Source organism: Microbulbifer sp. ABH2_005, from assembly GCF_056160005.1.
In genome coordinates this window covers 847,708-873,666 of record NZ_JBSWWI010000001.1, presented here as the reverse complement: position 1 = coordinate 873,666, position 25,959 = coordinate 847,708, and the positions used below count along the sequence as shown (strand labels likewise).

Genomic DNA, 25,959 nt, shown 5'->3' with positions numbered 1-25,959 from the left:
ATCCTAATGATTACCAATGAATTCCCACCCTCCATCGGTGGGGTTCAGACTCATGTGCTCGAACTCTCTAGAGCGCTTGCCAAGCTCAATCACTCAGTACACGTACTGACCAGAAAGCCTTATGAGAACACTCCCGGAACAGACTGTTTTGACGATGTAACTGTTGAGCGCCTGAAGTTGCCAGATAGTCATCTACTCTACGACTGGCTATTACGCAGAAAAATTCGCCAACAAGTACGTGAACGTAAAGTTGACATTGTGCATGTGCACGGCATGCGCCCTTTAAATGCCTGCAAGGGGCTAGATGTTCCCGTTATTTTCACCAATCATACCTCCTCATTTGTCAAAAGAGCACAAAAAGGGAAGAAAGCGCTCAAGAAGATGCGCAAACAATTGGATATTACTTCTAGCATACTTGCTGTCAGTGAAACCCTTATTGCCAACACTAAAGAAACTGGCTACCAAAAACCGATAAGCTTCACCTGTAATGGCGTAGATACTTCTGTATTTCATCCGGGAGAATCCTCCCTCAGAGAACAGTTATCGATCCCAGCAAGTGCTTATGTTATTGCTATCGGCTGTCGACTCGAGCGGGTAAAAGGTGTGCGTTTTTTAGCTGCGGCAGTTGCAGCGATTGATGACCCTCAATTGTATCTGGTTGTTGCTGGTGAGGGTAAAGAGTCAGCAGAAATTAAAGAGTTACTAAAAGATAAAATAAGCTCAGGACACGCACACTTTCTCGGTAATGTAAGCAACAAGGAGATGTCAAACATTTACCGTGCAGCAAACGCCTCTTCGCTACCTTCTTTTATGGAGGGAATGAGTATCGCCGGGCTGGAAGCAATGGCCTCGGGACTCCCCCTGATAGCCTCAAATGTTGGCGGCACGCCTTATATTGTCAACGATGGCATTACAGGCATTTTGACAAGGCCTGGCTCTGTGGAGGATCTACAAGGAGCCATTAAGCAACTAATGAATGATAGAAATTTGAGCAATCGTATGGGGGATGCCGCACTTGCCGTGGTACAAGAGAAATTCAGCTGGGAGAAAGTTGCCCACCAAGTACTCGCTCACTACAAACAGTTGACTCGCAAATAAAAAACCAGCTGGTACCAGAAAGCACTTACAGTAGAAATCAGCTTCGAAGAGACCACAACCGGGGTACATCAACTGGCTTATCTTTAATAACGGGGGACAAGCATCTCACAATTCCTTCAAGCTCACGTAATAACAATGGGTTTTCGGGGTACTCTCCCATCAGGCTTTGCAGAGATTCTCTTAACAGAGCATCGCGCAACTGTTGGGGATGCCTCACACCGGCAGATAGAATCTGCGGTAACCAAGAGGATAAATCCTGCAGGGTTAAATAGTCATTTCCCTCTTCTGGATACCCAGAAAAGTCATCACTAAATGCCAAACCCGAAGAATGTTTAAGAAAATTATTGTTAAGCGATTTATTACAGCACTCAAATCGCCTAAAGAAGCGCTCTGCCTCAACTTTTGCAGGGTAAGGCTCCAAAACTTCCAACCTCATCATCGGCTTGAGTTTTTTAATCTCCGACTTAGAAACGCCAAGCTCTATTAACTTATTAGTTAACAGAAATTCCTTTCGGCCGACTCCCTCATTCACACGAACAGATGGGATGCAAAAATCCACTCCAAGCAATGAGCAAAAATCACTAACCACATCGCCTTCACGCAAGAACTCAGTAGAGAAATCCCGCACATTCAGGGCAGCTTCCCCAAAAGCTGCAGCCCATATTTTTAACTTTGAAAAATAGTCAAAATACATCATTAAGTCAGTACTGAGATGTGGGAAAGCGCCTTCGCAATGCCCAAATAACAAGCTGGAGGGACTGACATCAGGTGCTGCCGCCCGTGCAGCCTGTCTTTTAAATGAGAATGCCTGTAAATCCTGCCGTCGCAAATAAACAACGACTTGGCAGCGATCGAAAAATCTTCGACACTCCTTGTAGAGGCTATCAATATCTTCAAAAGTATGCAGAAAACACAGGTGCTCCGCAGATACAACGACATTATCACCGCGACTTGATGCCAGTAAGTCACTAAGTCGCCGGTTCAGACGATAGGACATTCGGCCATTTTTTTTCTGGATATCTACAGTGCGAGAGGAACTGCCTTTTTTTCCAAGAGACAGGAATTCTATCCCTCTCGAACTTAATAACTTTGTGGATTGTTTTAAAGCAAGCTGTAGTGCACTAGAGCCAGTTTTATGGAAACCGATGTGAAGGAAGAGAGTTCGCATTCGAGTCTTTTTGATTTTACATAGGTAAAAACATCCGAACTCAAGGCCAATTAATTCAAGTATCAAAAAAACCTGACAGCCTACGGAATGGTGGTCCCAACAACAGAAAAAATCTTTTCAAGTGTAGTTCAAAGTAAGAGAGGGGAAGAAAGGAGAAAGAAAAAAAGACAAAAATTGGTACATTGACCACGATTTAAGTTAATAAAGTACTCAAATACCTGAGGGCGCCAATAGGCCATAATGACCTATTGGCATAATTAAGATCAGTAGCGAGAGCGCCCTCGGCCACCACCGCGGCGATTACCGTGCCCTCCACGATGATCCCTGTCGCCACCACTGCGACGCACTTCAACTCTCGGAGGCTCCTGTAGTAGCTCTTCCGGTGGCACTTCGCATTTGAGCTTCTGCCCCAGTAGCTGTTCGATTGGCTCCAATCGCATGGCATCATCTTCACAGGCGAAGCTGATGGAAGTACCCGTCTTGCCGGCTCGTCCTGTACGGCCGATACGATGCACGTAGTCCTCCGGCTCTTCCGGAAGGGTGAAGTTCACGACATGACTAATGCCGTCGATATGGATACCACGGCCGGCCACATCCGTGGCTACCAATACCTTGGTTTTACCCGACTTAAAGTCATCGAGAGTACGTACGCGCTTGTTCTGTGCCACTTCGCCGGAGAGTAGACCGGCGGAAATGCCGTGGGCAAGCAGGTGTTCATGCAAACGGCGACACTGATCCCGGCGATTGGCGAAGACAATCAGGCTGTCCACCTCATCCCGCTGCAAGATATTGTAGAGAAGTGCGTACTTCTCCTCACTAGCTGCCAGATAGACATGCTGCTCAACGGAATCGGTGGCAACCCGCTCCGGTTCGATTTCTACCACTACCGGCTCTTCGGTCCACTGCTCCACCAGGTCATCGACCTCTGGGGTGAAAGTAGCGGAGAAAAACATGGTCTGGCGATGGGTCTTGCGGGGTGTCTGACGAACGATTCGGCGCACCTGGGGAATGAAGCCCATATCCAGCATGCGGTCAGCTTCATCAATCACCAGCACTTCTACCTGATCCAGGAAGCAATCGCGGTTGCCGACAAAGTCCAACAGACGACCCGGTGTCGCCACCAAAATATCCACCAAACGCTCATTGAGATTACGCTGCTGCTTCTCGTAATCCATCCCTCCAACCAGGGTATGAATCTCCAGACCGGTGTATTTGCACAGCGCCTTGGCATCATCGGCGATCTGCATCACCAACTCGCGGGTAGGCGCGATAATCAGGGAGCGGGCCTCGCCGGCGTAGCGCTCCCCATCAAAGGGGTGGCGCAACAGATCATCAATAACGGTTATCAGGAAGGCTGCGGTCTTACCGGTGCCTGTCTGGGCCTTACCCACTAAGTCGTGGCCATTCAGGGTATGAGGTAGAGAACGCCCCTGGATCGGCGAGCAGTACTGGAATCCCAAGTCGTGAATACCACGCATTAATTCTGCTGGTAAACCCAGATCATGGAAACGGACCTTGCCCTCCTGTTCTGGAATCTGAAAGTCGTCCAGAGACCAGGGCGTTGCTGCTTCCGACTTGGGGGTATGGGTGCGCTGGCGCCCTCTATGGGAGCCTTTGCCGCTGCCCCGGCGTGAGCTCCCCTCACCTTGACCAGATTTCCCCTCGGCTTTTTGGCCCTTACGGGGCTTACTGGAGGGATTCTGGCCACTTTTACGCTGCTGGGAGCGTTCATCTCCCTGGCGGGGGCTCTTCTCCTCAGTAGAGGAGGAACGACGGAACAACTTTCCTATCAAGTGAAATACTCGCTCAAATGTTCAAATAATCGGCGAGTATACCACCACTCTATGTGGATTCTCGCCCGCTACAGTGGCGGCACAGCCAATAATCAATACTGAAGAAACGCCCGGCCCCACTGCACAGAAGTACCAACAGCATAATGAAGTAAGTCGCCGAAAACTCAATACCATTCTTCAGGACGGTGAAGCCGCCGGTCTCTGACAACCATTCATAGTTACCATGCTCTTTTAATAACTCTATGGCTTTCTCCTTGCGGGTAATGGCCTCATCAATCAGGTCCTTACGCCACTCCCAGGGGGGCATCAGGGTTTTATCCGGCAAAGCTGACCAACCATTCTCCCAGTGTGCAGTGACCGCAGCCACTGCCATCACAAACATCAGGGGGATTGCCACCAGCCGGGTGGCGAAGCCCAGGAGTATGGCAATGCCGCCAAAAAACTCCGTCAGTGCCGCCGCCCAGGCCATGAACAGGGGGGCCGGTAAGCCCAGCCCCCAATCTGGATTGCCAAACCAAGCGGCCACGCTGTCGATGTCCCCCATCTTGTTGAGCCCGGCCAAAATAAAAATCGGCGCCAAATAAATTCGCAATGCCAGCGGCCCCAGCCAGTCAATCTTCTGAACCCAGTGCACAAAGCAACCATACCAACGACCCAGGGTATTCATAACAGGACCATCCTTATCACCCTCTCTTCAGTGTATGTGTTCACTTTAGTCGAGCGACCCAAGCATCTCTTACACTGCCTCTGACTAAGCTTGTTCTTCCAGGTGACGGGATGAGGTCAGTACAAAGTGAATACCTACCTATTGGTGCATGGCTTATTTCTCGGGGGATGGTGTTGGGCCCCCGTGGCCAGGTTGCTGATTGCCGGCGGGCATCGAGTATTCACCCCCACCCAGACAGGTCTGGGGGAGAGGCATCACTTGCTTTCACCCTCGATTGGTTTGGATACCTTTATCCAGGACCTGGTGAATGTGATCGAGTTTGAGGAACTAGATCAGGTGATTTTAGTGGGGCACAGTTTTGGGGGCATGGCGGCCGCGGGCGCCGCTGACGCACTCCCCGAACGCATTCGTCATCTCGTTTACCTGGATGGAGCTATCCCCAAGCCCGACCAAGCGTTTATCGAACAATTGCCAGAAAATTTACGAGAGAAACGCCTGGCAGAAGCCAAAGAGATTTGTGGTACCCGCTGCTTTTTACCCATGGACCCGGCTCAGTTGGGAATTAGGGACCAGGAAATATTAAATTGGCTGCGTCGTCATATGACCCCGCACCCGGTGAAGACCTATTTGGACCCCATCCAAATAAAAGTGCCCCCTGAGCAGGGGCCGGCCTGCACCTATATTCGCTGCACCAAACCCCACTATCCCCCAGCAAATAAGAGCGGGGAGCGCGCACAAAAAATTCCGGGGTGGCACTACCGGGAAATTGACGCTAGCCATGGATGTATCTTTCTCACACCGCACAAAATTGCCAGATTATTAGAGGATATTTCTCAGTAGCGGCTGGGAGAAAACGCGAATTGGCCGTAGAATAATCTGCCTTTTTAGCGGCGGAATATCCGTGCTATAGAGTCCCTTACAGCCCCTCACCCCGCTTTAAGGGTTATTTGGCACAACTGACTGCCCAATTATTTTTTTCTGCCCAATCCCGGCTGAACTTGGCTGATATACCAAAATCATCGACAGGCTCCGCCTTAATAAATCTGGTTTTTCCCTTGCTCAAGATTTACCGACGCGCCATCTCCACCGAACTCTCGCACCTCACCACATTGGGAGGCCCCCTGGTTGTTAGTAACCTGGCCGTGGTGAGCATGGGCGTTGTGGACACGATTGTCGCCGGCAACGCCGGAGAGGTGAACCTGGCCGGACTGGCATTGGGCTCCAGCATCTGGGCTGTGTGCGCGGTTACCCTTATCGGTCTACTCGCCGCGGTTTCCCCGGTTGTCGCCCACCTGCGCGGCGGCCGCGATGAAGAGGGCTGCGCCGCCCAGCTACACCAGGCGCTTTGGATCGGCTTAGTCGGCGGCATATTGGTGCTGCTCGCCCTACTCGCCGTTCCGGTGTGGAGCCAGTGGATCGACACTGAAGAGCCAGTCCGGCAGGTATTGCAGGGTTATATCCTGGCACTCACCGTGGGCACACTGCCCTTCGCCTTGGGAACCGCCCTGCGCGGCTACTGTGAGGGTATGGGGCAGGTTCGCCCGGTCATGCGTATTTACCTGGCCGCCGCCCTACTCAATATTCCTTTGGATATTCTCTTTGTCTTTGGTGCCGGCCCCATACCCGCCATGGGAGGCGCAGGCTGCGGCTGGGCAACCGCTGCGGTCAGTACTCTGATCGCCATCGCCCTGTTCTGGCACGCCGCGACAGATCCGGCCTATCACCAGCTCAAACTTAAACTGATACCACCCAAGCCCGATTGGCCTATCTTGAGGCACCTTTTGGCAGTCGGGCTGCCAGTGTGTGTCGGCGCCGCCAGTGAGGTGACATTTTTTGCCAGCCTGACAATTCTACTCGCCCCCTATGGCGCAGCCATTGTGGCGGCTCACCAGATTGGTATGAGTATCGGCTCAATTTTTTACCTGGTAGCACTGGCACTGGCACAGGCTCTAAGTATTCGTACAGCACACCTGCTCGGGCAGAACCGCCCAAAGAGAGCGCTGTTTGCCGGTAAAGTGGGGATCGGCAGCGGTGTGGTATATGCCCTCGGTACCGGGGTATTGCTGATCACCTTTCGCCACCTGTTTGTCCAGGCTTATACCAACAACGCGGAAATTATCGCAGTGGCTTCTAACCTACTGCTGCTCTGCGCTGCCTACCAGCTGGTGGACGCCGCCCAGGCCATGGCCTGGGGCGCGTTGCGAGGCTACAAGGACACCCGCGTGCCCATGTATATCCAGTTGTTCTCATACTGGCTGGTGGGGCTCTCCAGTGCCTATTGGCTGGGCGAAAACTTCTGGGGGGTTTATGGCTACTGGACGGGCGTCTGTATCGGCCTGGGTACTGCCTCAATCCTTTTGGCGCTACGCCTGCGCCGCACTAGCCGCAAGGCAATCTCCAAAACCTGGGGAGTAGGGGCTAGATCACATTCCCAGGGAACACTTTGACTATACTGGCGCTCCAAGTCCCCAAGCGTGCCGGGCAACAACAATAACCGGCACTGCCCGCACATGTTGTTAACCGGAGTTACCGAATGATCCCGCGCCCTATTCCCAACAGGCCCCGGCGCCTGTTGAGCCTCGCCCTGCTATTGACCTCAGCCCAGACCTGGGCCCTGAGTGACTCCAGCGGCGCGCAAGAAAAACCCCAAGAAAAGGTGCAGGAAAAAGTACAGGAAGAAAATCAGGCGGAAGCAGTCTCCAAGGCGGAAAACTTAAAGCTGGACCAACCAGTAATCAACGAACTGGGCCCACCCACCGGCGTCGCAGAGCAAAATGAAAATCCGCAGGCAAATGCAGAAGAGCCCTCGCAGGAGTCCCTGCCCCAGGCGGAAAACCTACAATTAGACCAGCCCATCGGCGAGTTCGAAGGGACTCCAACAGGCTCCACAAACCAAGAGGCGCAAGCCAAACCCGCGGAAAAACCGGCAACTCCGCCAGAAGCCCCCCCAACCGGGAATGTTTCCCTGGAAGTGGAAAAGGCCAAGCCCCTGCGCCTACTCGGTGCCGAAGTTGCCCCGGCAACCTCCACCCGCCTGGCCTGGTCCCCCAGCCAGCACTTTGAGGGCGTCTACAGTCCCACCGCCGTATTGGTTGTCAACGGCGCCAATCCTGGGCCAGTACTCTGTTTGACCGCCGCCGTACATGGGGATGAATTAAATGGCGTGGAGACGGTGCGCAGGGTCATGTACAACCTGGATGCGAAGCAGTTGAGCGGCGCCGTGATTGGCGTACCCATCGTCAACCTGCAGGGTTTCCATCGCAGCTCCCGCTACCTCACCGATCGCCGCGACCTGAACCGGCACTTCCCCGGAGACCCCAACGGCTCCTCCGCTTCACGGATCGCCAATTCTTTTTTCCACGAGATTATCAGCCACTGTAATGCCGTGGTTGACCTGCACACCGGCTCTTTTTATCGCACTAACCTGCCGCAATTACGCGGTGATCTGACCAACCCGAGAATCGTGAAAATGACCAAGGGCTTCGGCTCCACGGTGGTGTTACACAGCGCCGGGGCCAAGGGCACTCTGCGCCGCGCCGCTGTGGAAGCGGGTATTCCCACAGTCACCTTGGAAGCTGGCGCCCCCATGGTGTTGGACGAGCGCTCAGTCAGCCATAGCGTGAAAGGGATTCGCACACTGCTCAACCAGCTGGGCATGGTAAATAAATTCCGCCTGTGGGGAGACCCGGAGCCCGTGTACTACAACTCCACCTGGCAGCGCTCCTCTACCGGCGGCATTATTTTCAGCGAGGTAGAGTTGGGAGAATTTGTGCGCAAAGGGGACTTGCTGGGCACCGTAACCAATCCCATCACCAATGTGCGTACGGAAATCCGCTCACAGCACTACGGCCGCATCCTCGGCATGGCGCTGGATCAGGTGGTACAACCGGGCTTCGCCGCTTACCACATCGGCATCCAGGCTCCGCAGGAGCAAATCAGCCCTCCAGAAGAGGTGGTCGCAGAAGAACCACCGGTGCAAAAGCCCCAGTCCCAGGCAACGAATGCTGCGAGCGAGCCTGGCGATGGCACCGCCGAATTAAGGGGTGACGAGGATTAGCCCACTACTGTGGATTACTCACCTTGTCGATAATCCTGGGCTGGGGCTGTACGAGAGGCTCCGGCTGCAGGGTGATGTGATCAATATCAAAGCGTTTGATTAAAGTCTCCCGCAAGCGCTCCAGCACCGCCGGCCAGGCGGTTAGATCATCCACCACAATATGTGCCGACAGGGAGATGGTGCTGGAGTCCAGGCGCCAGATATGCAGGTCGTGTACTGAGCGCACACCGACCACAGCTGCCAGGGTCTCACCCACCACTGGCAGGCTCAATTCCCGCGGCACACGCTCCATTAGCACATCCACCGCGTCACGCAGCAGACGCACGCAAGAAATCAGAATCAGAAAACAGATCAATAGCGATAACAACGGATCAATAGGTACCCAGCCAGTGAAGTAAATCACCGCACCCGAAACCAGGGCGGCTACTGAGCCGAGCATATCCCCCATCACATGAAGCAATGCGCCACGAATATTGAGTGTGCGTTCGCCACGCAGTAGTACCCAAGCCGCCAGAATATTGATCAACAGACCCGCTGCAGCAATCAACATCACCGTACTGCCATGCACCGGCTGGGGATTGCGCAGGCGATTGATCGCCATAAAGGAGATTCCCACTACAATCAGCAACATAATCAGGCTATTTGTCACTGCTGCCAATACTTCCGCACGCCCCCAACCAAACGACAATTCACGATCTGCCGGCTTTTTTGCCAGCACCGCGGCAATAGCACCCAGTGCCAAGGCAAAAGTATCTGTGAGCATATGGGCGGCATCCCCAAGTAGCGCCAGGGAGCCCGACAGCCATCCACCGATGGCCTCAACAATTGAAAAACTAAGCGTCAGAATCAGAGCAATAATTAGCGGGCGGAGGGCGCCATTTCCATTGCGATGGTGAACGTGATCGTGCATGAGTTCCCTCCCTTTAAATTCCTAGTAATACCCGCCCGACTAGTTTTTGCGTCCTAGGGTTATACGCTCCCAGCCGGAATAATCTTTGCGGCTCTCAACCGCGCAGTAACCCGCGGCGCTAAAAATTTCCCGTACAGACTCGGCCTGCTGCCAACCGTGTTCAACCATCAACCAGCCGCCGCCTTGCAAAAAGTCTGCAGCGCCTCTGGCGATCCTCTCTATATCCGCCAACCCCTCATGCGGAGCAACCAGCGCAGAGTGCGGCTCGAAGCGCACATCACCTTGGGCCAAATGTGGATCGGCCGCATCGATATAGGGGGGATTACTGACGATCAGGCCAAATTGCTGGGGCTGCAACTGTGCAAACCAATCGCTTTCAAGAACCTGAACATTGGCAAAGCCGAGCCGTTTTCGGTTTTCCTCAGCAAGTGCCAGGGCGGCTGGGGATTTCTCCGCGGCGACAATCTGCCAACCGGGCTTTTCCGAGGCCAGCGCCAGGGCTATGGCACCGGTACCAGTGCCCAGGTCGAGTGCGCACAATTTCTCTTGAGGGCAGAGTTCCAGGGCGGTCTCCACCAACAATTCGGTATCCGGCCGTGGAATTAATGTGGAAGCGTCGACCTTCAAAGTGAGCGACCAAAATTCCCGCACGCCAGTCAGGTGGGCCACTGGCTCACCGTTTTTACGTCGCGCCAGTAGGGCATCCAATTCCTCCTGCTCACTCGGGCTCAGCTCGTATTCCGGCCAGGTATAGAGCCAAGTGCGCTCGCGACCGAGAATATGCGCGAGCAGCACCTCTATATCGAGACGCGCCGACTCGCTATCGGTGAGTTCAATACTGCGGGAAAGATTGCCCTTCACACTGCTCATAGGAAAGTGCTACCCAATAGCGGCAAACAAAACGTCAACTATTGTCCCATCGCCGCCAGCTGATCCGCCTGGTGTTCGGTACGCAGCGGCTCAATCACCTCTTCCAGGGCACCCTGCATCACTTCATCAAGCTTGTACAAGGTCAGTCCAATACGGTGGTCGGTCACCCGGCCCTGGGGATAGTTGTAGGTACGAATACGCTCGGAACGATCGCCGCTGCCCACCAGGCTGCGGCGCGCGTCAGAAATTTCCCGCGCGGCGGCTGCTTCCTGCTCACTGGAGAGCTTGGCCTGTAACAGCGCCATCGCCTTGGCTTTGTTTTTGTGCTGGGAGCGTTCATCCTGACACTCCACGACGATACCACTAGGGAGGTGGGTCAGGCGCACGGCGGAGTCGGTTTTGTTAACGTGCTGACCGCCTGCACCGGAGGCGCGGTAAGTATCCACACGCAGATCAGCCTTATTGATCTCGATCGCGTCGCGCTCGTCCGGCTCCGGCATCACCGCTACGGTACAGGCGGAAGTGTGAATACGTCCCTGGGACTCGGTTTCCGGCACCCGCTGCACACGGTGTGCACCGGATTCAAATTTCAGTTTGGCGTAGACATCCTCACCGGCCACACGGGTGATAACCTCTTTGTAGCCACCGTGTTCCCCAGCATTCTCACTGACAATCTCGATGCGCCAGCCCTGTTTTTCCGCATAGCGAGAGTACATGCGGAACAGATCGCCAGAAAAAATCGCCGCCTCATCGCCGCCGGTACCGGCGCGAATTTCCAGGAAGACGTTCTTGCGATCATTGGGGTCGCGGGGCAGCAGCAGGGTCTGCAGCTCGCGCTCCATGGGCTCAACCTGAACCTCCGCCTCGCGCAACTCCTCCTGGGCCATTTCGCGCATTTCCGGGTCACTCTCGCCGAGCATTTCCCGCGCCGCCGCCATATCCTCCTGCAGCTGCTTGTAGCGGCCGTAGCACTTGACCACCTCTTCCAGCTCGGAGTATTCCCGCGACAGCTCGCGGAACTGGTCCTGATCGGAGATCACACTGGCATCACCGAGCAGCGCGGAAACCTCTTCGTGGCGCTCTTGCAAATTCTCCAGCTTGTTCAGTAGGGATTCTTTCATTTCTGTTTTTTCTCTAATTCGGTATCGGCGAGGTCGTCGAGCCCCACCACTTCGCGGGCAATACGCAGCCGCTCCAGGTCACCATCCGCAGTCGCTTTTCTCAGGCTGATCGTGGGAGCATGAATTAATTTATTGGTCAGTGAGCGGGCCAGCTGCTCCATCAAGCGCCTGGGATCTTCGCCCTTATCGAGCTGTAACAGGACTCGCTCAAGCTCGGCCCCACTGATTTGCTGGGCGCGCTGGCGGTAGCTGCGAATCGTATCCACCGCTCCGAGGGCGCGTCCCTCTTTGGTAAATTCCGCCGCAGCGCTATCTACGATCTCCCCGGCGGCCTCGGCGGCGCGCTCACGGGAGCGCATTCCTTCATCGATCACACCGCGCAGATCGTCAACGCTATACAGGTAGACATCGTCGAGTTCACCGACCTCGGTTTCGATATCCCGCGGCACCGCGATATCCACCATAAACATGGGGCTGTGGCGGCGCTTGCGCAGGGCGGACTCCACCGCGCCCTTGCCCAAAATCGGCAGCTGGCTGGCGGTGGAACTGATCACGATATCGGCACGAGCCAGGTGCTCGGGAATATCTGCCAACAGTATTGCTTCAGCGCCAAAGTTTTCCGCCAGTAACTGTGCGCGGCTCAGGGTGCGGTTGGCCACAATCAACTGCTTGATGCCCTGGTCCAACAGGTGACGCGCCACCAACTCCACCGTCTCACCGGCACCGATCAACAGTGCGGTCTGTTTCTTCAGGTCAGTAAAAATACGCGAGGCCAAGGACACCGCCGCATAGGCGACAGAGACCGGGTTTTCACCGATTGCCGTCTCGGTGCGCACCTTTTTCGCTATGGTAAACACCCGCTGGAAGACCCGGTGTAACTCGCTGCCGACACTGCCACACTCCCGCGCCACGGCGTAGGCTGACTTGAACTGACCGAGAATCTGCGGCTCCCCAAGAACCAGTGAATCGAGACCGCAGGCCACACGCATCATATGGCGCACCGCCTCCTCGCCGGTGTGGATATAGCTGCAACCCCGCAGCTGCTCCAGTGGTACCTGATGGTATTGCGCCAACCACTGCAGCAGCGGCTCCGCTTCCACATTCCCATAGATCTCGGTGCGGTTGCAGGTGGAGAGAATGGCGAGTTCCCGGCAGTCGAGCGCCTTGCGCGCATCCCCCAGGGCACCGGGCATCACCTCGGGCGCAAAAGCGACCCGTTCGCGCACCTCGATAGGCGCACTGTCGTGGTTGATCCCCAGGGTAACAATTGGCATAGAGTTCCGTCGGCTAAATCTAGAGGCGCGTCATCCGCATTGGGGGCGCATTTTCACGGGCTGTCGCTTCGCTTGCAAGCTGGTGATACGGTTTAATTGTGCGCTGATTTGTGCAACCGGCCCAGGGCCCGCACTCCAGGAGCGGATTCACGGCTAGAATTATATGGCGATAAACGTTTAAAACGCGCCACTCTTACACCGCTTCTCCGCAGCAGCCATGTATGGATACGATCTATGCTCCCATCCCGTCAGCCGCACAACCCTTGTAGAATCAAAGCTCCATCGCTCTGCGCATTCTGCCTGTCACTCGCCTACCTGCTGGGTGCCTGTGCTCAAGCGCCATCTCAACCGGCAACTAGCGAAGAGTCCCAACGCCAGACACAGGAACAGCGCAGCGATGAGCAGACGACTGTCGCCGCGGAAGAGAGCGAAGCTCGCAGCTTTCCCATCGATACCTTTTACACACTGCTGGTAGCCGAAGTCGCCGGTATCCGCGAACAGTATGACGTAGCTCTAGCCAACTACTATCACCAGGCTGAGGTCACCAAAGATGCCGGCGTTGCAGCCCGTGCGACCCGCATTGCACGTTTTCTCAATGCCCGTCAGGCCGCTCTGCGCTCAGCGCAGCTATGGGCCGAACTGGAGCCGGATAATGCCGATGCCCAGCTGGCACTAACTGCAGAGCTCACCCTAGCAGGGGAATTTTTAGAGGCCCTGAAACACGCGGAGAAGGCACTGGCTCTCGGCGGTAAAGCGCCGATGCAATCCCTCGCCGCCACCGCCATCGGCCACGAACAACTGGATGATAAGCTCCGTGCAGAATTTGCTCGGCTCGCCGAGATTTACCCCTACAACGATGAAGTGGTCATGGCCCACGCCATAGTGCTGCGCGATGCCAAACAGTACCGGCGGGCCCTCTCTCTGGTCCGCCGTGTTCAGGAGCAACACCCAGACCAGCTGGATGCCCCACTGCTGCAGAGCCACTTACTGGTGGACCTGGATAGACGCATAGAAGCTATCCAGCTACTGGAAAATTTAGTCAAAATTTACCCGGAAGAAACCCGTTTACGTTTGCAATACGCGCGCCTGCTCATCCGCGAAGATCTGGCCCTCGCACGCCAGCAATTCGCCGAGTTGGTCAAGCAACGCCCAGAAGACGGTAACCTGATTTTATCCCTGGCGCTGATCCACTATGAAACCAACCAGCTCGCTGAAGCCAAACCTTTACTCGACCGGCTACTAGAACTGGAGCAGCACGAATCCGCGGCACACTTTTACCTCGGTGGACTCGCGGAGAAACAGGGCGACAACGTCACCGCCGCCGCGCATCTCAAGCAAGTGGAGCCCGGAGCTGATTATGTAGAGGCCATCACCACGGGCACCAAATTGCTCGCAGCCAGTGGAAAACACCTCGAAAACAGCCAATGGTTTGCCGAGTTACGCGAGCGACACCCCGTACAGGCAGAACATTTTTTCCTGATGGAGGTCGAATTGCTGCGCAAGAGTGGCGAACCACAGATGGCGCTGCAACTGGCTGATCAAGCTGTAGCCACTCTGAGTAACAGCGGCCGCTTGATTTATACCCGCGCCCTGCTTAACGACCAGCTCGGCAATAGCGCGGAGTTTGAGCGGGACTTGCGCAAGCTGCTGGAACGCGACCCAGACAACGCCACGGTTTTAAACGCACTGGGCTACAAGTTGATCGATGATGAATCCCGTCGCCCGGAGGCCCTGCAGTTGATCAGCCGAGCCCTGGAACTGGAGCCCGAGGACCCGGCCATCATCGACAGCATGGGCTGGGTGCAGTACCGTCTGGGAAATTATCGCGCCGCGGAAAAATATTTGCGCCGGGCTCTGGAGAAACTGCCGGATCACGAAATCTCCGCCCACTTGGGAGAAGTACTCTGGGTTCTGGGGGATCGCGATGCTGCGCTCAAAGTCTGGAAAGACGGGTTGACCGCCAACCCCGAGAGCAAGATCATCCCGGCAGCGATGAAACGTCTGCAAATCAAAGAAACACTGGAACAACATGCATCTGACAACTGACGCCGCCAACCGTAAGTTTTCTTTTCTACTGGTAACAGTCCTCACCCTGTTGATCTCCGCCTGTGCCGGTCAGAAGACCAAGGAACCCGCTGCGTCGGAAAGCCCCGGCGAAACTGCAGCGCCCACATCGGTTGCCCAACTCAAGCAGTGGAGTATTAAAGGCAAGCTAGGTGTGCGCTCTCCGGCTGATAACGGCAGTGCCAACCTGACCTGGCAGCAGAGCGGCCCGCAAAATTTTCGTATTCACCTGAGCGGCCCTCTCGGTGCCGGTACTACGGTGATATCCGGTTCCGCTGGAGGTGTCAGCCTGGTGCGCGGCAATGAAGCCCCTGTGGTGGCCCGCGACGCTGCCCAACTCACCCAACAGACCCTGGGTTGGCCCCTGCCCGCCAAGGAAATGTTCTACTGGGTGCGTGGCCTTCCCGCGCCCGGCCCCAGAGGCGCGGAAAAACATAACGGCCGGGGAGAGCTTCAGAGCCTGCAGCAATCCGGCTGGTCCCTGCGCTTTAGCGATTACCGCCAAAACGGTCCCTACCTCCTTCCCACTCGCATTAAAGCCCAGACTAACGGTGTCGCCGGACCGGTACAGGTGACTCTGGTGATCAAGGAGTGGGGTTTTTAAATGCCGAACCCCTAGCATGCGGGTATTATGGTGCCACCAGAATTAACCGGCCCACTCATCCCGCATGCTGACTTTACCCGCCCCCGCCAAGCTCAACTTAATCCTGCGCATACTCGGCCGTCGCCCCGATGGCTACCACGAGCTGCAGACCCTTTTCCAAATACTCGATTACGGCGACAGCCTTGAATTCTCCCTGCGGGACGATGGGGTTATTAGCGTCGACGCGGGAACTCTGGATGTTCCCGAGCAGGACAATCTGGTCTACCGCGCAGCCCAGTTGCTTCGTAAAAATATACAGAAGCAAGATGTCGCTCTTCCCGGTGCTCATATCCGCCTGAATAAAAAACTGCCACACGGTGGTGGTATTGGCGGCGGCAGTAGCGATGCTGCCACTACACTGCTCGGCCTTAATTATCTTTGGCAATGTCATTTATCGATCGAAAGCCTCGCCGAGCTGGGCCGACAACTCGGTGCGGATATACCGGTGTTTGTGCGCGGGCGCACTGCCTGGGCTGAGGGTGTCGGGGAAAAACTCACACCACTTTGCACAGAAAAACGCCACTATCTAGTCGTAGCTCCCGGCTGCCAAGTGAGCACTGCAAAAATTTTTTCCGATTCCCGTTTGACAAGAGATTCCGTCGCAATTACATTAGCGGCCCTTCGCGAGGGGCAGCTCAATGAAAAGCCACTCAGCAGCAAGAAACTGGAAGCTTTTTCCGGTAACGATTGCCAGGCGCTCGTTGAGAGTCTCTACCCTGAAGTTCGCGATGCCCGAGAGTGGCTGCAGCAATTTGCTCCAGCACAACTCACCGGCACCGGAGGCTGTGTTTTTGCCGCCTTCGAAACTGAGCAAGCAGCCCAAACGGCACTTGCCAGGTTACCGCGAAAATGGCAGGGTTTTGTTGCAGCCGGCGTACAGGTTTCACCGGTACACCAGCGACTCGCGAAATTAACCTCAAGCGATTGAGGAAAGATGCTGGGGCGTAGCCAAGCGGTAAGGCAGCGGGTTTTGATCCCGTCATGCGAAGGTTCGAATCCTTCCGCCCCAGCCATTTTCTTTTACGCAGTGGCACCAGCAAAAACCCGGTTCCGACATGTTCCAGTCGACACTGACCCAACCGGCCAAGGCCACCCGTAACGGGCTGCAAAAAGCCTATCCCCGAATTCAAAGAAACAATGTCGAAGGCAGCTTTGCGCGCAAACCCCTGCCGGCGACCCGGAGGCTCTCCGAACGTCAAAGCAACCACCTGGGCGATCCGGGGCGGCCAGCGCATGTACCCGCTTCGCTACCCGTACTATCGCCCCCTATTAAAAGTGGTGCTATCGCATCCTAACTGCTAGCAAAAAATGCCGGCATCTACACTTCAACTCACTTCAAGACAGAATTAAAGGAACTCGCAGTGGCTGACTTAATGGTCTTTACCGGCAACGCAAACCCGGAACTGGCACAAAAGGTTGTCGACCATATGGCGATCCCCTTGGGCGAAGCTACGGTCAAGCGCTTCTCCGATGGCGAGATCGCTGTTGAAATTACCGATAACGTGCGCGGCCGCGATGTTTTCGTGGTGCAGTCCACCTGCCAGCCCACCAATCGCAACCTGATGGAGTTGATCCTGCTAGTAGACGCCCTGCGCCGCGCATCCGCCGGCCGCGTTACCGCAGTGGTACCCTACTTCGGCTACGCCCGTCAGGATCGCCGCGTGCGTTCCCAGCGAGTGCCGATCTCTGCAAAAGTGGTTGCCGATATGATGGTGAGTGTGGGCATCGACCGCGTACTGACCGTCGATCTGCACGCCGAGCAGATTCAGGGCTTCTTCGATGTCCCTGTGGATAACGTTTACGGTTCCTCCGTATTGCTCGACGATATCGAGCGTCAGAAGTACCAGAACCTGGTTGTGGTCTCCCCGGACATCGGCGGTGTTGTACGCGCCCGCGCCGTGGCCAAGAGCCTCGACTGCGACCTGGCCATCATCGACAAACGCCGCCCCGCCGCCAACGTTGCCGAAGTGATGAACATCATCGGTGAAGTCAGCGGCCGCACCTGCCTGCTGGTCGATGACATGGTCGACACCGCCGGCACCCTGTGCAACGCCGCCAACGCCCTGAAAGAACACGGCGCAGAAAAAGTCGTGGCCTACTGTACCCACCCGGTACTATCCGGCAACGCCATCAGCAACCTGAACAATTCTGTTCTGGACGAGCTGGTTGTTACCGACTCTATCCCGCTGGGTGACAAGATGGAAAAAGCCCCGAAAATTCGCCAGCTGACTCTGGCTGCCATGCTGGCTGAATCCATGCGTCGCATCAGCAACGAGGAATCCCTCTCCGCGATGTTCCGCTAAGAGCGCCCCATCAGGGGTCTCCAGTCGACAACCGGCAAATAGTTAAAGTGCCCCGCATCGCCGGGGCACTTTGCGTTTGGGCCCGATTCCCGTAGAATACGCGCCCGCCCGGCCTAGCCGGGCAATTACTTTTGGGCAAACGCCCAATTTACATAAACACCAGAGCGGTCCGGTCGCAGGTCTCTCTGGACAGACAACCCGAGGTTTTACCCATGTCTGATATCAAACTGAACGCCATTGCCCGCAGCGATGAAGGGAAAGGTGCGAGCCGCCGCCTGCGTCGCCTGGAAGGCCGTGTACCCGGCATCATTTACGGTGGCGAAGTTGAGCCGCAATCCGTATCCCTGCTGCAAAAGGACCTGTTCAAGGCCCTGGAAAACGAAGCTTTCTTCTCCTCCATGCTGACCATCGACGTCGACGGCAAAGAAGAGAAAGTTATTCTGCGCGATCTGCAACGTCACCCTGCCAAGCAACTGCTGCTGCACATTGACTTCCAGCGCGTTTCCGCCAGCACCAAAGTACACGTGAAAGTGCCTCTGCACTTCCTCAACGAAGACACCTGCAAAGGCGTTAAGGCCGGCGGCATCGTTTCTCACACCCTGACCGAACTGGAAGTCAATGCTCCTGCCGGCAAACTGCCCGAGTTCATCGAAGTGGACCTGGCGGACCTGGAGCTGGATGGCATCCTGCACATCTCCGACCTGAAACTGCCGGAAGGTGTTGAGTCTGCGGATCTGAGCCACGGCGAAGACCACAACCTGGTTGTAGCTTCTATTCACAAGCCTCGCGGCGCTGTTGAAGCTGAAGCCGAAGAAGCTGGCGAAGGCGAAGAGTAATCACCTTGGCTGCGGCACCGGATACTCCGATCCAGTTGATTGTCGGCCTGGGCAACCCCGGGCCGGAATACGACCGGACAAGACATAACGCCGGTGCCGACTTTGTTGTCGAGCTGGCACGCCGCCACGGCACTCAGCTCAGCTCCGACAGCAAATACCACGGCCTCACCGGCCGTGTGCGGATCGGCAACCGGGAAGTCCGGCTGCTGATTCCCACCACCTATATGAATCGCAGTGGCCAGGCTGTAGGCCCGCTGGCGAACTTCTTCAAAATTCCCCCGGAAGCCATATTGGTCGCTCACGACGAGCTGGATCTGGCCCCCGGTATCGCGCGCCTGAAAGCTGGCGGCGGTCACGGCGGACACAACGGCTTGCGGGACATTATTGCCGCACTGGGCAACAACCGGGATTTTATGCGCCTGCGACTCGGCATCGGCCATCCCGGAAGCGCCAGCGAAGTGGCGCGCTTTGTCCTCCAGCGCGCCCCCAGGGCGGAACAGGAAACTCTGGCTGACGCCATCGATCGCGCGATCGACGTGCTGCCCACCGCCGCCAGCGGCGACTGGGGCGCAGCCATGAAAACGCTGCACACCGCCAAATAGATCCCCCCGGGCGGCTTGCCTTTTGTCCCGGAAATCTCGATAGTGTGCTGCGCCAAATTGCCGGTATTTTCCCGGCTGGCCCGGATCATTCGGAGGCCGTGCTAACCAGCCCGCCCAGACTCCCGCCAGCGCAATCACTACCGGACTTCTAACGCAATTAGCAGAGCGCGCGGTACGCGCCTCGGGCAAACGGAAAAATATCACCATGGGTTTTACTTGCGGTATTGTCGGCCTGCCTAACGTGGGCAAATCCACCCTCTTCAACGCACTGACCAAAGCGGGAATCGACGCAGAGAACTTCCCCTTCTGCACCATCGAGCCCAACGCCGGCGTAGTGCCAGTGCCGGATCCCCGCCTCGACAAGCTGGCGGAGATCGTCAAGCCTCAAAAGGTGATTCCAACCACCATGGAATTCACCGATATCGCCGGACTGGTTGCAGGTGCTTCCAAGGGTGAAGGCTTGGGGAACAAGTTCCTCGCCAATATCCGCGAGACCGACGCCATCGCCCATGTCGTGCGCTGCTTCGAAGACGACAATGTCATCCACGTGGCCAACCAGGTACACCCGGTATCCGATATCGAAGTGATCAACACCGAGCTAGCCCTCGCCGACCTGGACACCGTAGAAAAAGCCCTGCAGCGCTTTACTCGCGCCGCCAAGGGGCAGGACAAGCACGCCATCAAGATGAAAGCGCTGCTGGAAAAAATCCTGCCGCACCTGAATGAAGCCAAACCGCTGCGCTCCTTCGGCTTGTCCGAAGATGAACTGGCGGACCTGCGTGAACTGAGCCTGCTCACGGTAAAGCCCACTATGTACATCGCCAACGTGCACGAAGACGGCTTCGAAAATAATCCACACCTGGACGCCGTAGCCGCCATTGCCGCTGAAGAGAACGCTGTACTGGTGCCTATCTGCAACAAGCTTGAAGCGGAAATCGCCGAACTGGACGACGATGAGAAGCAGGAGTTCTTGGAAGAACTGGGTATGGAAGAGCCCGGCCTGAACCGGGTGATCCGCGCCGGTTACCAGCTGCTGGGCCTGCACACCTACTTCACCGCCGGCGTGAAGGAAGTGCGCGCCTGGACCATTCCGCTGGGAGCCACCGCTCCGAATGCCGCTGGCAAAATCCACACGGATTTCGAAAAGGGCTTTATCCGCGCCGAAGTGATTAGCTACAGCGACTTTGTCGATCACAAGGGTGAGGCCGGAGCCAAAGACGCGGGTAAATGGCGCCTGGAAGGTAAAGATTATGTTGTCGCCGATGGTGACGTGATTCACTTCCGCTTCAACGTCTAATACCCTCCCACCTATCTTTCGCCTCCCCACCCGGGGAGGCAGTCCCTGCGGCGTAAAATCCATGGCGCAATCAAACTGGAAGATCGGCCTGCCCCTGGCGCTGATTACAGTGTTTATGTGGGCAGCCCTGCCCATCGCCCTCAAAGGCCTTCTGGAGCATATCAGCCCTGAGACCGCCACTTGGTATCGTTTTGCCGGCGCAGCACTGCTGGCGGGGCTCTACTATGGCCGTGCACGGCAATTGAAATTGAAAACACTCTTCAGCCGTGGCCTGCTGTTATTCACCCTGCTCGCCGTGGCCGGACTGCTGCTCAACTATCTCACCTATGCCAGCGGCCTCAACTACATCACCCCCGGTGCAGCACAGATCGTGATTCAGCTGGCGCCCCTGTTGCTGTTGATCTCCAGTGTGCTGTGGTTGGATGAGCGTTTTTCGCCGCGACAGTGGTGCGGCGTGGCCCTGGTGGTGATGGGCTTGCTGTTATTTTTCAACCAGCGCCTCACCGAGCTGGGCAGCGGTGCCGATAGCAACTACCTGCTGGGGCTTGGGCTGATCCTGATCGCCGCCATATCCTGGGCGGTGTATGGCTTTTTCCAGAAGAAAATCCTCAGCCGCGCCACGCCGCAGGATTTGCTGGTATTAATTTATATCGCCGGCACTCTGTGTTTCCTACCGATGGCCGATCCGCTAGATGTCGCCCACCTGGGCTGGCTGGATTGGTTGCTGCTGGCGTTCCTGACCGCCAACACCCTGATCGCCTATGGCGCTTTCAGCAAGGCCCTGGCCCACTGGGAGGCCTCCAGTGTCAGCGCTACCCTGTCACTGGTGCCAGTGATCACACTGTTGTTCAGCACCCTGGTAAGCAGCATCTGGCCCAATTACATCGCCGTGGAGCCGCTCAATTGGATCAGCTGGAGTGGTGCCGCCGCGGTAGTATTGGGCTCTGCCCTCGCCGCCATCCGTTCCGGGCGCCGTGCTTAAGGGTCGCTGACTCCAGATGAAAAAATCGCTAACTAACTGAAAAGAATACAAAAAAAGTGTTGACACACCCAGCCCATCGATTAATAATGCGCGCCCTCGGGACAGCCGAGACAACAAAAGAAATGGCAAGGTAGCTCAGCCGGTTAGAGCGCAGCACTCATAATGCTGAGGTCGGGAGTTCGAGTCTCCCCCTTGCTACCATTTCAAATCACAGAGTCTATTCTTTGTGAACCTTGAAACTGGGGCGTAGCCAAGCGGTAAGGCAGCGGGTTTTGATCCCGTCATGCGAAGGTTCGAATCCTTCCGCCCCAGCCATCTTACAGAATTTATCCCGCAGGCCCGATCCAGGGCAGCACTCAAAACTAGATTCTTCGTCAGCCGACATCTTTGTTCGTTGATATCAGCTTATCGCTGCCAGCACGCAATTGCGTACCAGCCACCACCAAGCATCCCTACCCGGCTTTAACGCCCGGCGCCAAGCTTTCCTCTATTGCAGCCGCCTCAGCTTCCGTAGCCGACGCAAATTCTGAGATGGCTCCACGACTGTGCTCGCGGCGCAATCCCAGCGCGCGCAGCCACTCAAACCCCAGTAGACACAACAGCAGCGCCAGCAGTACCAGCGGGCCGCCCAGACCACTCAGCGCCTGCCGCTCAGACACGCAAGTCCACACAAGCTGCACAACACACAGTAGAGCCACAATCAGTAGTGTGGGCCTGCGTCCGAGAAGACTCACGACAAAAACGCCCAGCGGTGCCCCCAAGGCCACCACCGGCGCCGCCGCCAGCCAATTGCCAAAGACCCCCGGCTGCCAATCACCGGCCAGCGATTTCACCAACACGCCCAGCACAGAGCAGAAGGCCATAATCACTACCGAAGTGGGGATCGCCACTTTCAGATCCACACGACTCAAAAGCACCAGAGCCGCATACACTAGCATATCCACACCCACGCCGGTCACGGAGACCACACAAAAACCAGCAAAAGCCCCCAGCAAAAAACCTACACGAAAATCCGTTGGGCACTGCGGATCACCCTTGTGCTCACAATCGGTAATCTCAGCGAGGCGGTATAAATGAAACACCCCAAAGCTACCCCAAAGCACTGCGAAGGAGAGTTTTACCCACAATTCAGGGATCAGTGGGGCGAACAGTAATATACCTGCGGGGATAGCCAATAAAGAACCGAGCAGAGCGCCGCGCAACATCGACCAGGCCAGCGCCTGTCGCCGACAGAGAATAAACAGGCTGGCACTGACCATACCGATGGACTGCACCGCAAAACTGAAATCGCGGCCGAGACTGGCCGGCATATCAAATAGCAGCACCAACACCGGAAAGCCAACAGTGCCTCCGCCCATGGGCGTGGAACCAGCGGCATAGCTGCCGAGCGCCATGGCCAGTGCCATGGACCAATGTTCCAGTGCCAGGGCCAGATTATCCCCCTGTAAAACAAGGAACAGCCACACTCCGTAAAACAAAACCAACCAGGCAAACCAGTAGCGGAGAGATAACCGCGCTAGGAATTTCATCTTATTATTCGCGAACTTAAACGTCAGAGGGGCTAATAGTGGTATGAGTGTAAAGCGGGATCAAGGTGGGAAAGTGACCGCTGATAACTACATCGCGAAAAGACGATGCGGAAAGACCACCCGGCAACCGCAGTCACCGGGCTTTACAGGATCAGTTCAGGCGCTTTTTGCGAATCAGATTTTGAACCTGCATGGAGGACATCATGGAAGCGTAAATCGCCGGCAGAGCACCGCGCTTACGCAGCTCCAGGAAGTCTTCATCAGACAAATTGTTCAGCTTCTCTTCGTCAATCACGTAGAAACCGGTCAGGTCGTAGGGCTTATCCTCTTCGTTAATACGCAGAGTCAGCTTCTTCTGGGTCAGCAGATCCTTGGATACCAGGAACTCGATAAAAGACTCGGTAACAGACACACGCTGGGCAGTTTCCACCACCGCCTGGGCACGGTTCTTCAGGTAGTCGGTCTGCTCACCTTCACCGTCGAACAGGGCCTCACCTTCGGCTTCACTCAGCATCTTGGAGTCTTCATCAATACACAGTACCGCCTGATCGGTATTCTCTGGGTTCTTCACCAGTACGAATGGGTAGGTGCGAACCTGCAGAGGAATGTAGCTGCCGTTCCAGCCGTCAGCGCCGGAGAACAGGTTTTCACCGGGACGCAGGCCAGTGAGGGCAACCACTTTGAACTGATCGGTGTTCTGGTCTTTTACGAACAGGATCGGATAGCTCTGGGCCGCTTGAACAATCTCCTGAACCACCAGCGGCAAAATATGATTGCTGCTCACATGGTCAAAAGTGATGTCCTGGGTGAGTTTCAGGTTGGCATGTGCCTTTTTATCCAAAGCTTTGATCTGTGCCATAAGTACAACTCCTAGCTACTTTTATAGTTACTTAATTTTCAGAGATACCCTAACGTACCACTTAATTGGCTTATAAACGATGACAAGCGCTTTCCTCTAGCCGTCGAATAGTCGCCGGAAACCAAAGCCAGCATTAAACAGCGAAGCGGCCCAACAGGCAATCTCGGCCAGTGGTAATTTATCTAAAGACAAATTTTCACCGACATGCCTCTCCCTGCTGAGACTAGGGTTTCAGCACACAGTAGGGGGAATAGGGAATAACAGCCCTGACCAGCGAAGGAAACCATCGGTGCACAATTATTTAAGGTGCCTCAAATAGCTAAGCAGCCCAGCCTGCCCTACAGCTAAAAAGCAACCCATAGGCAGGTCAGAACTGTTCAATAAATACGCAGTCAGAGAGCTGAGCCAGCGATCGAGCTTTTTAAGTCAGCGAAAGCCCTTTCCAGCACTTGGTCCTCACCTGATCGCACAGTATCCAGTGTGCGCTCTACAAGTATATCTGGCTGGATACCGTAGCCAACAAACTCCCGCCCATCAGGGTAAGTATCCCGCTTGGTACAGACTCTGAAGGTACCACCTCCAGGAAGGTCTACGAACATAGGTTCTCCCGTACTGCCAAAAGTGGGCTCACCTACAGTAGTGAAATGTTCGAGAGAATCTGCATACACCAAGAAATCTTCAGCGGCTGAAACGGTATTTCGACCGATCAACACATAGGTTGGCACTATGTGGTTGCTATCCAATTTGGGCTCAACTATATCCCCGGACTCCTCACTAAATTCCCATGAAGCACCCTCGGCATAGGGGCGATACTTCTCAAATTGCTCGAACTGATTGGCAAATGATCCCCAAGCTTTATAAGCCGCAATATGTTTGGGAGTTTTCCAAACAGAGCCGGGTAAATCCCGATCAGCCAAATAAGAGATTATCTCTCCGGCAAAAGCAGAGTTACCTCCACTATTAAAGCGCAGATCAATAATCAACCCTTTAGACTTAGTAATCTCCTCGTAGTGAGATTTAAACTGCGCAACAATCGCTTCATCATGAAAACCATTTAGCGCTACATAACCAATATCATTCTCCAGCCATTTGAACTCAAACAGCTCACCATTGGAGGCGGGCTGTTTGATTGAGGCATATTCGATCTCCCTACCCCGTGCATCCCGCTTAACCTGGATACTCTTGGTTGCCCCATTTGGAGTTTGAATAGTGAATTGGGCCATGCTGCCCGGCTTTCCATCAAGAGCATCCCGAACCGCAGTATCCCAGAGAATAGGCTGAGTAGAGCTGGCAATATATGGCATCACCTGCTCTTTTAAATGAGCTTCCACGGACTGCCCATCGATCGCGACGATAATTGAGCCAGGTGGAATTTGTGACTCCAGCCCCTTTTCAACTCCTGTGATCACTGCCTTACCCCCGGCCTCAGTTAAGCGAATAGCTGGCCAGTCTATATAGCTGGAGGACATACCCTTTGGATAATAAATATTGGTATGACCATCCTGCAGGAAGGCATTGAGGCGCTTCAATTCGCGGTAATATTCATAGGTGTTTTGTGTTGCTAAAACCCGTGGAATAAATTCCCGATACTTAGCATCGAAGTCCAACTCGGGAACCTGGTCGAAGAAAGCGAAGTTATAGCTAACCTCCTTCCAATAGAGAGAAAGCCCAAATAGTTTATCTGCATCAGATAAATTATCTTGAACTTTATTGGTATCCTCTGCACAAACAATACCAGCAGAGAAAGCAGCCATAGAAAACGCCAAAACAATTTTTTTAAGCACAGCAAAAGCTCGATAAATAAAAGGATTTATATTTTAGGACTTGGGGATAGATGGTAAATACCGGCTACCGTTAAAAACCTGCAATTTGTCGACTATGAAAAT

At 55.2% G+C, this 25,959-nt stretch carries 22 protein-coding genes and 3 tRNA genes; 15 read left to right on the top strand and 10 right to left on the bottom strand.

Annotation, left to right across the window (positions count from 1 at the left end; translation table 11 throughout):
- The first annotated feature begins 6 nt into the window (after positions 1 to 6).
- Positions 7 to 1,098 (top strand): glycosyltransferase family 4 protein, encoded by a 1,092-nt coding sequence (locus ACXAFI_RS03755; RefSeq protein ID WP_475107742.1) that lies wholly within the window; start codon positions 7 to 9, stop codon positions 1,096 to 1,098.
- Positions 1,099 to 1,135: 37 nt separating this feature from the next.
- On the opposite strand, the gene ACXAFI_RS03750 is transcribed toward ACXAFI_RS03755, so the two are convergent.
- From ACXAFI_RS03750 to ACXAFI_RS03740, 3 genes are all read right to left on the bottom strand, one after another.
- Positions 1,136 to 2,266 (bottom strand): hypothetical protein, encoded by a 1,131-nt coding sequence (locus tag ACXAFI_RS03750; RefSeq protein WP_475107741.1) that lies wholly within the window; start codon positions 2,264 to 2,266, stop codon positions 1,136 to 1,138.
- A gap of 263 nt (positions 2,267 to 2,529) precedes the next feature.
- Complete coding sequence (gene rhlB, locus ACXAFI_RS03745) at positions 2,530 to 4,059, bottom strand: ATP-dependent RNA helicase RhlB (RefSeq protein ID WP_475107740.1); 1,530 nt, start codon at positions 4,057 to 4,059, stop codon at positions 2,530 to 2,532.
- Positions 4,060 to 4,108: 49 nt separating this feature from the next.
- Complete coding sequence (locus tag ACXAFI_RS03740; protein ID WP_475107739.1) at positions 4,109 to 4,726, bottom strand: HvfX family Cu-binding RiPP maturation protein; 618 nt, start codon at positions 4,724 to 4,726, stop codon at positions 4,109 to 4,111.
- Positions 4,727 to 4,852: 126 nt separating this feature from the next.
- Between ACXAFI_RS03740 and ACXAFI_RS03735 the strand changes: the two genes are divergently transcribed.
- The 3 genes from ACXAFI_RS03735 to ACXAFI_RS03725 all read left to right on the top strand — a co-directional run bounded on the left by ACXAFI_RS03735 (position 4,853) and on the right by ACXAFI_RS03725 (position 8,783).
- Positions 4,853 to 5,566, top strand: coding sequence for an alpha/beta fold hydrolase (locus tag ACXAFI_RS03735; RefSeq protein WP_475107738.1), 714 nt, complete (start codon positions 4,853 to 4,855; stop codon positions 5,564 to 5,566).
- Positions 5,567 to 5,781: 215 nt separating this feature from the next.
- Positions 5,782 to 7,173, top strand: coding sequence for an MATE family efflux transporter (locus ACXAFI_RS03730; protein WP_475107737.1), 1,392 nt, complete (start codon positions 5,782 to 5,784; stop codon positions 7,171 to 7,173).
- Positions 7,174 to 7,259: 86 nt separating this feature from the next.
- Positions 7,260 to 8,783: a succinylglutamate desuccinylase/aspartoacylase family protein gene (locus ACXAFI_RS03725; RefSeq protein ID WP_475107736.1), complete on the top strand. Its 1,524-nt coding sequence runs from the start codon at positions 7,260 to 7,262 to the stop codon at positions 8,781 to 8,783.
- 4 nt (positions 8,784 to 8,787) lie between these two features.
- Here ACXAFI_RS03725 and ACXAFI_RS03720 read toward each other — a convergent pair whose 3' ends face one another.
- The 4 genes from ACXAFI_RS03720 to hemA are packed head-to-tail and all read right to left on the bottom strand — an operon-like array spanning position 8,788 to position 12,958.
- Complete coding sequence (locus tag ACXAFI_RS03720) at positions 8,788 to 9,693, bottom strand: cation diffusion facilitator family transporter (protein ID WP_475107735.1); 906 nt, start codon at positions 9,691 to 9,693, stop codon at positions 8,788 to 8,790.
- Between the two features lie 39 nt (positions 9,694 to 9,732).
- Positions 9,733 to 10,563 (bottom strand): peptide chain release factor N(5)-glutamine methyltransferase, encoded by an 831-nt coding sequence (prmC, locus tag ACXAFI_RS03715; RefSeq protein WP_475107734.1) that lies wholly within the window; start codon positions 10,561 to 10,563, stop codon positions 9,733 to 9,735.
- A 38-nt stretch (positions 10,564 to 10,601) separates the two neighbouring features.
- On the bottom strand, positions 10,602 to 11,684 hold the full coding sequence (prfA, locus tag ACXAFI_RS03710) for a peptide chain release factor 1 (RefSeq protein ID WP_475107733.1): 1,083 nt from the start codon (positions 11,682 to 11,684) through the stop codon (positions 10,602 to 10,604).
- On the bottom strand, positions 11,681 to 12,958 hold the full coding sequence (gene hemA / locus ACXAFI_RS03705; RefSeq protein WP_475107732.1) for a glutamyl-tRNA reductase: 1,278 nt from the start codon (positions 12,956 to 12,958) through the stop codon (positions 11,681 to 11,683). The genes prfA and hemA overlap by 4 nt, the downstream gene beginning before the upstream one ends.
- 234 nt (positions 12,959 to 13,192) lie before the next feature.
- On the opposite strand from hemA, the gene ACXAFI_RS03700 reads away from it, so the two are divergent.
- From ACXAFI_RS03700 to ACXAFI_RS03650, 11 genes are all read left to right on the top strand, one after another.
- Positions 13,193 to 15,004, top strand: a complete 1,812-nt coding sequence (locus ACXAFI_RS03700; protein WP_475107731.1) for a tetratricopeptide repeat protein — start codon at positions 13,193 to 13,195, stop codon at positions 15,002 to 15,004.
- Complete coding sequence (lolB, locus tag ACXAFI_RS03695) at positions 14,988 to 15,626, top strand: lipoprotein insertase outer membrane protein LolB (protein ID WP_475107730.1); 639 nt, start codon at positions 14,988 to 14,990, stop codon at positions 15,624 to 15,626. The genes ACXAFI_RS03700 and lolB overlap by 17 nt, the downstream gene beginning before the upstream one ends.
- A gap of 64 nt (positions 15,627 to 15,690) precedes the next feature.
- Positions 15,691 to 16,593: a 4-(cytidine 5'-diphospho)-2-C-methyl-D-erythritol kinase gene (gene ispE / locus ACXAFI_RS03690; protein WP_475107729.1), complete on the top strand. Its 903-nt coding sequence runs from the start codon at positions 15,691 to 15,693 to the stop codon at positions 16,591 to 16,593.
- Positions 16,594 to 16,603: 10 nt separating this feature from the next.
- Positions 16,604 to 16,678: transfer RNA gene (locus ACXAFI_RS03685), tRNA-Gln, on the top strand.
- Positions 16,679 to 17,038: 360 nt separating this feature from the next.
- Positions 17,039 to 17,968, top strand: a complete 930-nt coding sequence (locus ACXAFI_RS03680) for a ribose-phosphate pyrophosphokinase (RefSeq protein ID WP_444922630.1) — start codon at positions 17,039 to 17,041, stop codon at positions 17,966 to 17,968.
- A gap of 212 nt (positions 17,969 to 18,180) precedes the next feature.
- Complete coding sequence (locus tag ACXAFI_RS03675; protein ID WP_475107728.1) at positions 18,181 to 18,804, top strand: 50S ribosomal protein L25/general stress protein Ctc; 624 nt, start codon at positions 18,181 to 18,183, stop codon at positions 18,802 to 18,804.
- Positions 18,805 to 18,809: 5 nt separating this feature from the next.
- Positions 18,810 to 19,406, top strand: a complete 597-nt coding sequence (pth, locus tag ACXAFI_RS03670) for an aminoacyl-tRNA hydrolase (protein WP_475107727.1) — start codon at positions 18,810 to 18,812, stop codon at positions 19,404 to 19,406.
- 205 nt (positions 19,407 to 19,611) lie between these two features.
- Positions 19,612 to 20,703 (top strand): redox-regulated ATPase YchF, encoded by a 1,092-nt coding sequence (gene ychF / locus ACXAFI_RS03665; RefSeq protein WP_152454601.1) that lies wholly within the window; start codon positions 19,612 to 19,614, stop codon positions 20,701 to 20,703.
- A gap of 61 nt (positions 20,704 to 20,764) precedes the next feature.
- Complete coding sequence (locus tag ACXAFI_RS03660; protein ID WP_475107726.1) at positions 20,765 to 21,685, top strand: DMT family transporter; 921 nt, start codon at positions 20,765 to 20,767, stop codon at positions 21,683 to 21,685.
- A 124-nt stretch (positions 21,686 to 21,809) separates the two neighbouring features.
- Positions 21,810 to 21,886, top strand: a tRNA-Met gene (locus ACXAFI_RS03655).
- A gap of 39 nt (positions 21,887 to 21,925) precedes the next feature.
- Positions 21,926 to 22,000 (top strand) — tRNA-Gln (locus tag ACXAFI_RS03650).
- Between the two features lie 137 nt (positions 22,001 to 22,137).
- On the opposite strand, the gene ACXAFI_RS03645 is transcribed toward ACXAFI_RS03650, so the two are convergent.
- The 3 genes from ACXAFI_RS03645 to ACXAFI_RS03635 form a co-directional block, all read right to left on the bottom strand.
- Entirely contained in the window at positions 22,138 to 23,214 is a 1,077-nt protein-coding gene (locus tag ACXAFI_RS03645) for a sulfite exporter TauE/SafE family protein (RefSeq protein ID WP_475107725.1), read from the bottom strand.
- A 151-nt stretch (positions 23,215 to 23,365) separates the two neighbouring features.
- Positions 23,366 to 24,073 carry a SapC family protein gene (locus tag ACXAFI_RS03640; protein ID WP_152454604.1) on the bottom strand — a complete coding sequence of 236 codons (708 nt, stop codon included), beginning with the start codon at positions 24,071 to 24,073 and terminating at the stop codon, positions 23,366 to 23,368.
- 392 nt (positions 24,074 to 24,465) lie between these two features.
- Complete coding sequence (locus ACXAFI_RS03635) at positions 24,466 to 25,827, bottom strand: S41 family peptidase (RefSeq protein WP_475107724.1); 1,362 nt, start codon at positions 25,825 to 25,827, stop codon at positions 24,466 to 24,468.
- Positions 25,828 to 25,959: the final 132 nt, after the last annotated feature.

Coding starts and splice junctions, on each gene's coding strand:
- ACXAFI_RS03700 (WP_475107731.1), top strand. CDS start 13,193: ATGCTCCCATCCCGTCAGCCGCACAACCCTTGTAGAATCAAAGCTCCA.
- ACXAFI_RS03675 (WP_475107728.1), top strand. CDS start 18,181: ATGTCTGATATCAAACTGAACGCCATTGCCCGCAGCGATGAAGGGAAA.
- hemA (WP_475107732.1), bottom strand. CDS start 12,958: ATGCCAATTGTTACCCTGGGGATCAACCACGACAGTGCGCCTATCGAG.
- ACXAFI_RS03740 (WP_475107739.1), bottom strand. CDS start 4,726: ATGAATACCCTGGGTCGTTGGTATGGTTGCTTTGTGCACTGGGTTCAG.
- ACXAFI_RS03720 (WP_475107735.1), bottom strand. CDS start 9,693: ATGCACGATCACGTTCACCATCGCAATGGAAATGGCGCCCTCCGCCCG.
- ACXAFI_RS03680 (WP_444922630.1), top strand. CDS start 17,039: ATGGTCTTTACCGGCAACGCAAACCCGGAACTGGCACAAAAGGTTGTC.
- ACXAFI_RS03635 (WP_475107724.1), bottom strand. CDS start 25,827: ATGGCTGCTTTCTCTGCTGGTATTGTTTGTGCAGAGGATACCAATAAA.
- ispE (WP_475107729.1), top strand. CDS start 15,691: ATGCTGACTTTACCCGCCCCCGCCAAGCTCAACTTAATCCTGCGCATA.
- ACXAFI_RS03750 (WP_475107741.1), bottom strand. CDS start 2,266: ATGCGAACTCTCTTCCTTCACATCGGTTTCCATAAAACTGGCTCTAGT.
- ACXAFI_RS03640 (WP_152454604.1), bottom strand. CDS start 24,073: ATGGCACAGATCAAAGCTTTGGATAAAAAGGCACATGCCAACCTGAAA.
- ACXAFI_RS03755 (WP_475107742.1), top strand. CDS start 7: ATGATTACCAATGAATTCCCACCCTCCATCGGTGGGGTTCAGACTCAT.
- ACXAFI_RS03725 (WP_475107736.1), top strand. CDS start 7,260: ATGATCCCGCGCCCTATTCCCAACAGGCCCCGGCGCCTGTTGAGCCTC.
- prfA (WP_475107733.1), bottom strand. CDS start 11,684: ATGAAAGAATCCCTACTGAACAAGCTGGAGAATTTGCAAGAGCGCCAC.
- ACXAFI_RS03660 (WP_475107726.1), top strand. CDS start 20,765: ATGGCGCAATCAAACTGGAAGATCGGCCTGCCCCTGGCGCTGATTACA.
- ACXAFI_RS03645 (WP_475107725.1), bottom strand. CDS start 23,214: ATGAAATTCCTAGCGCGGTTATCTCTCCGCTACTGGTTTGCCTGGTTG.
- ychF (WP_152454601.1), top strand. CDS start 19,612: ATGGGTTTTACTTGCGGTATTGTCGGCCTGCCTAACGTGGGCAAATCC.
- lolB (WP_475107730.1), top strand. CDS start 14,988: ATGCATCTGACAACTGACGCCGCCAACCGTAAGTTTTCTTTTCTACTG.
- prmC (WP_475107734.1), bottom strand. CDS start 10,563: ATGAGCAGTGTGAAGGGCAATCTTTCCCGCAGTATTGAACTCACCGAT.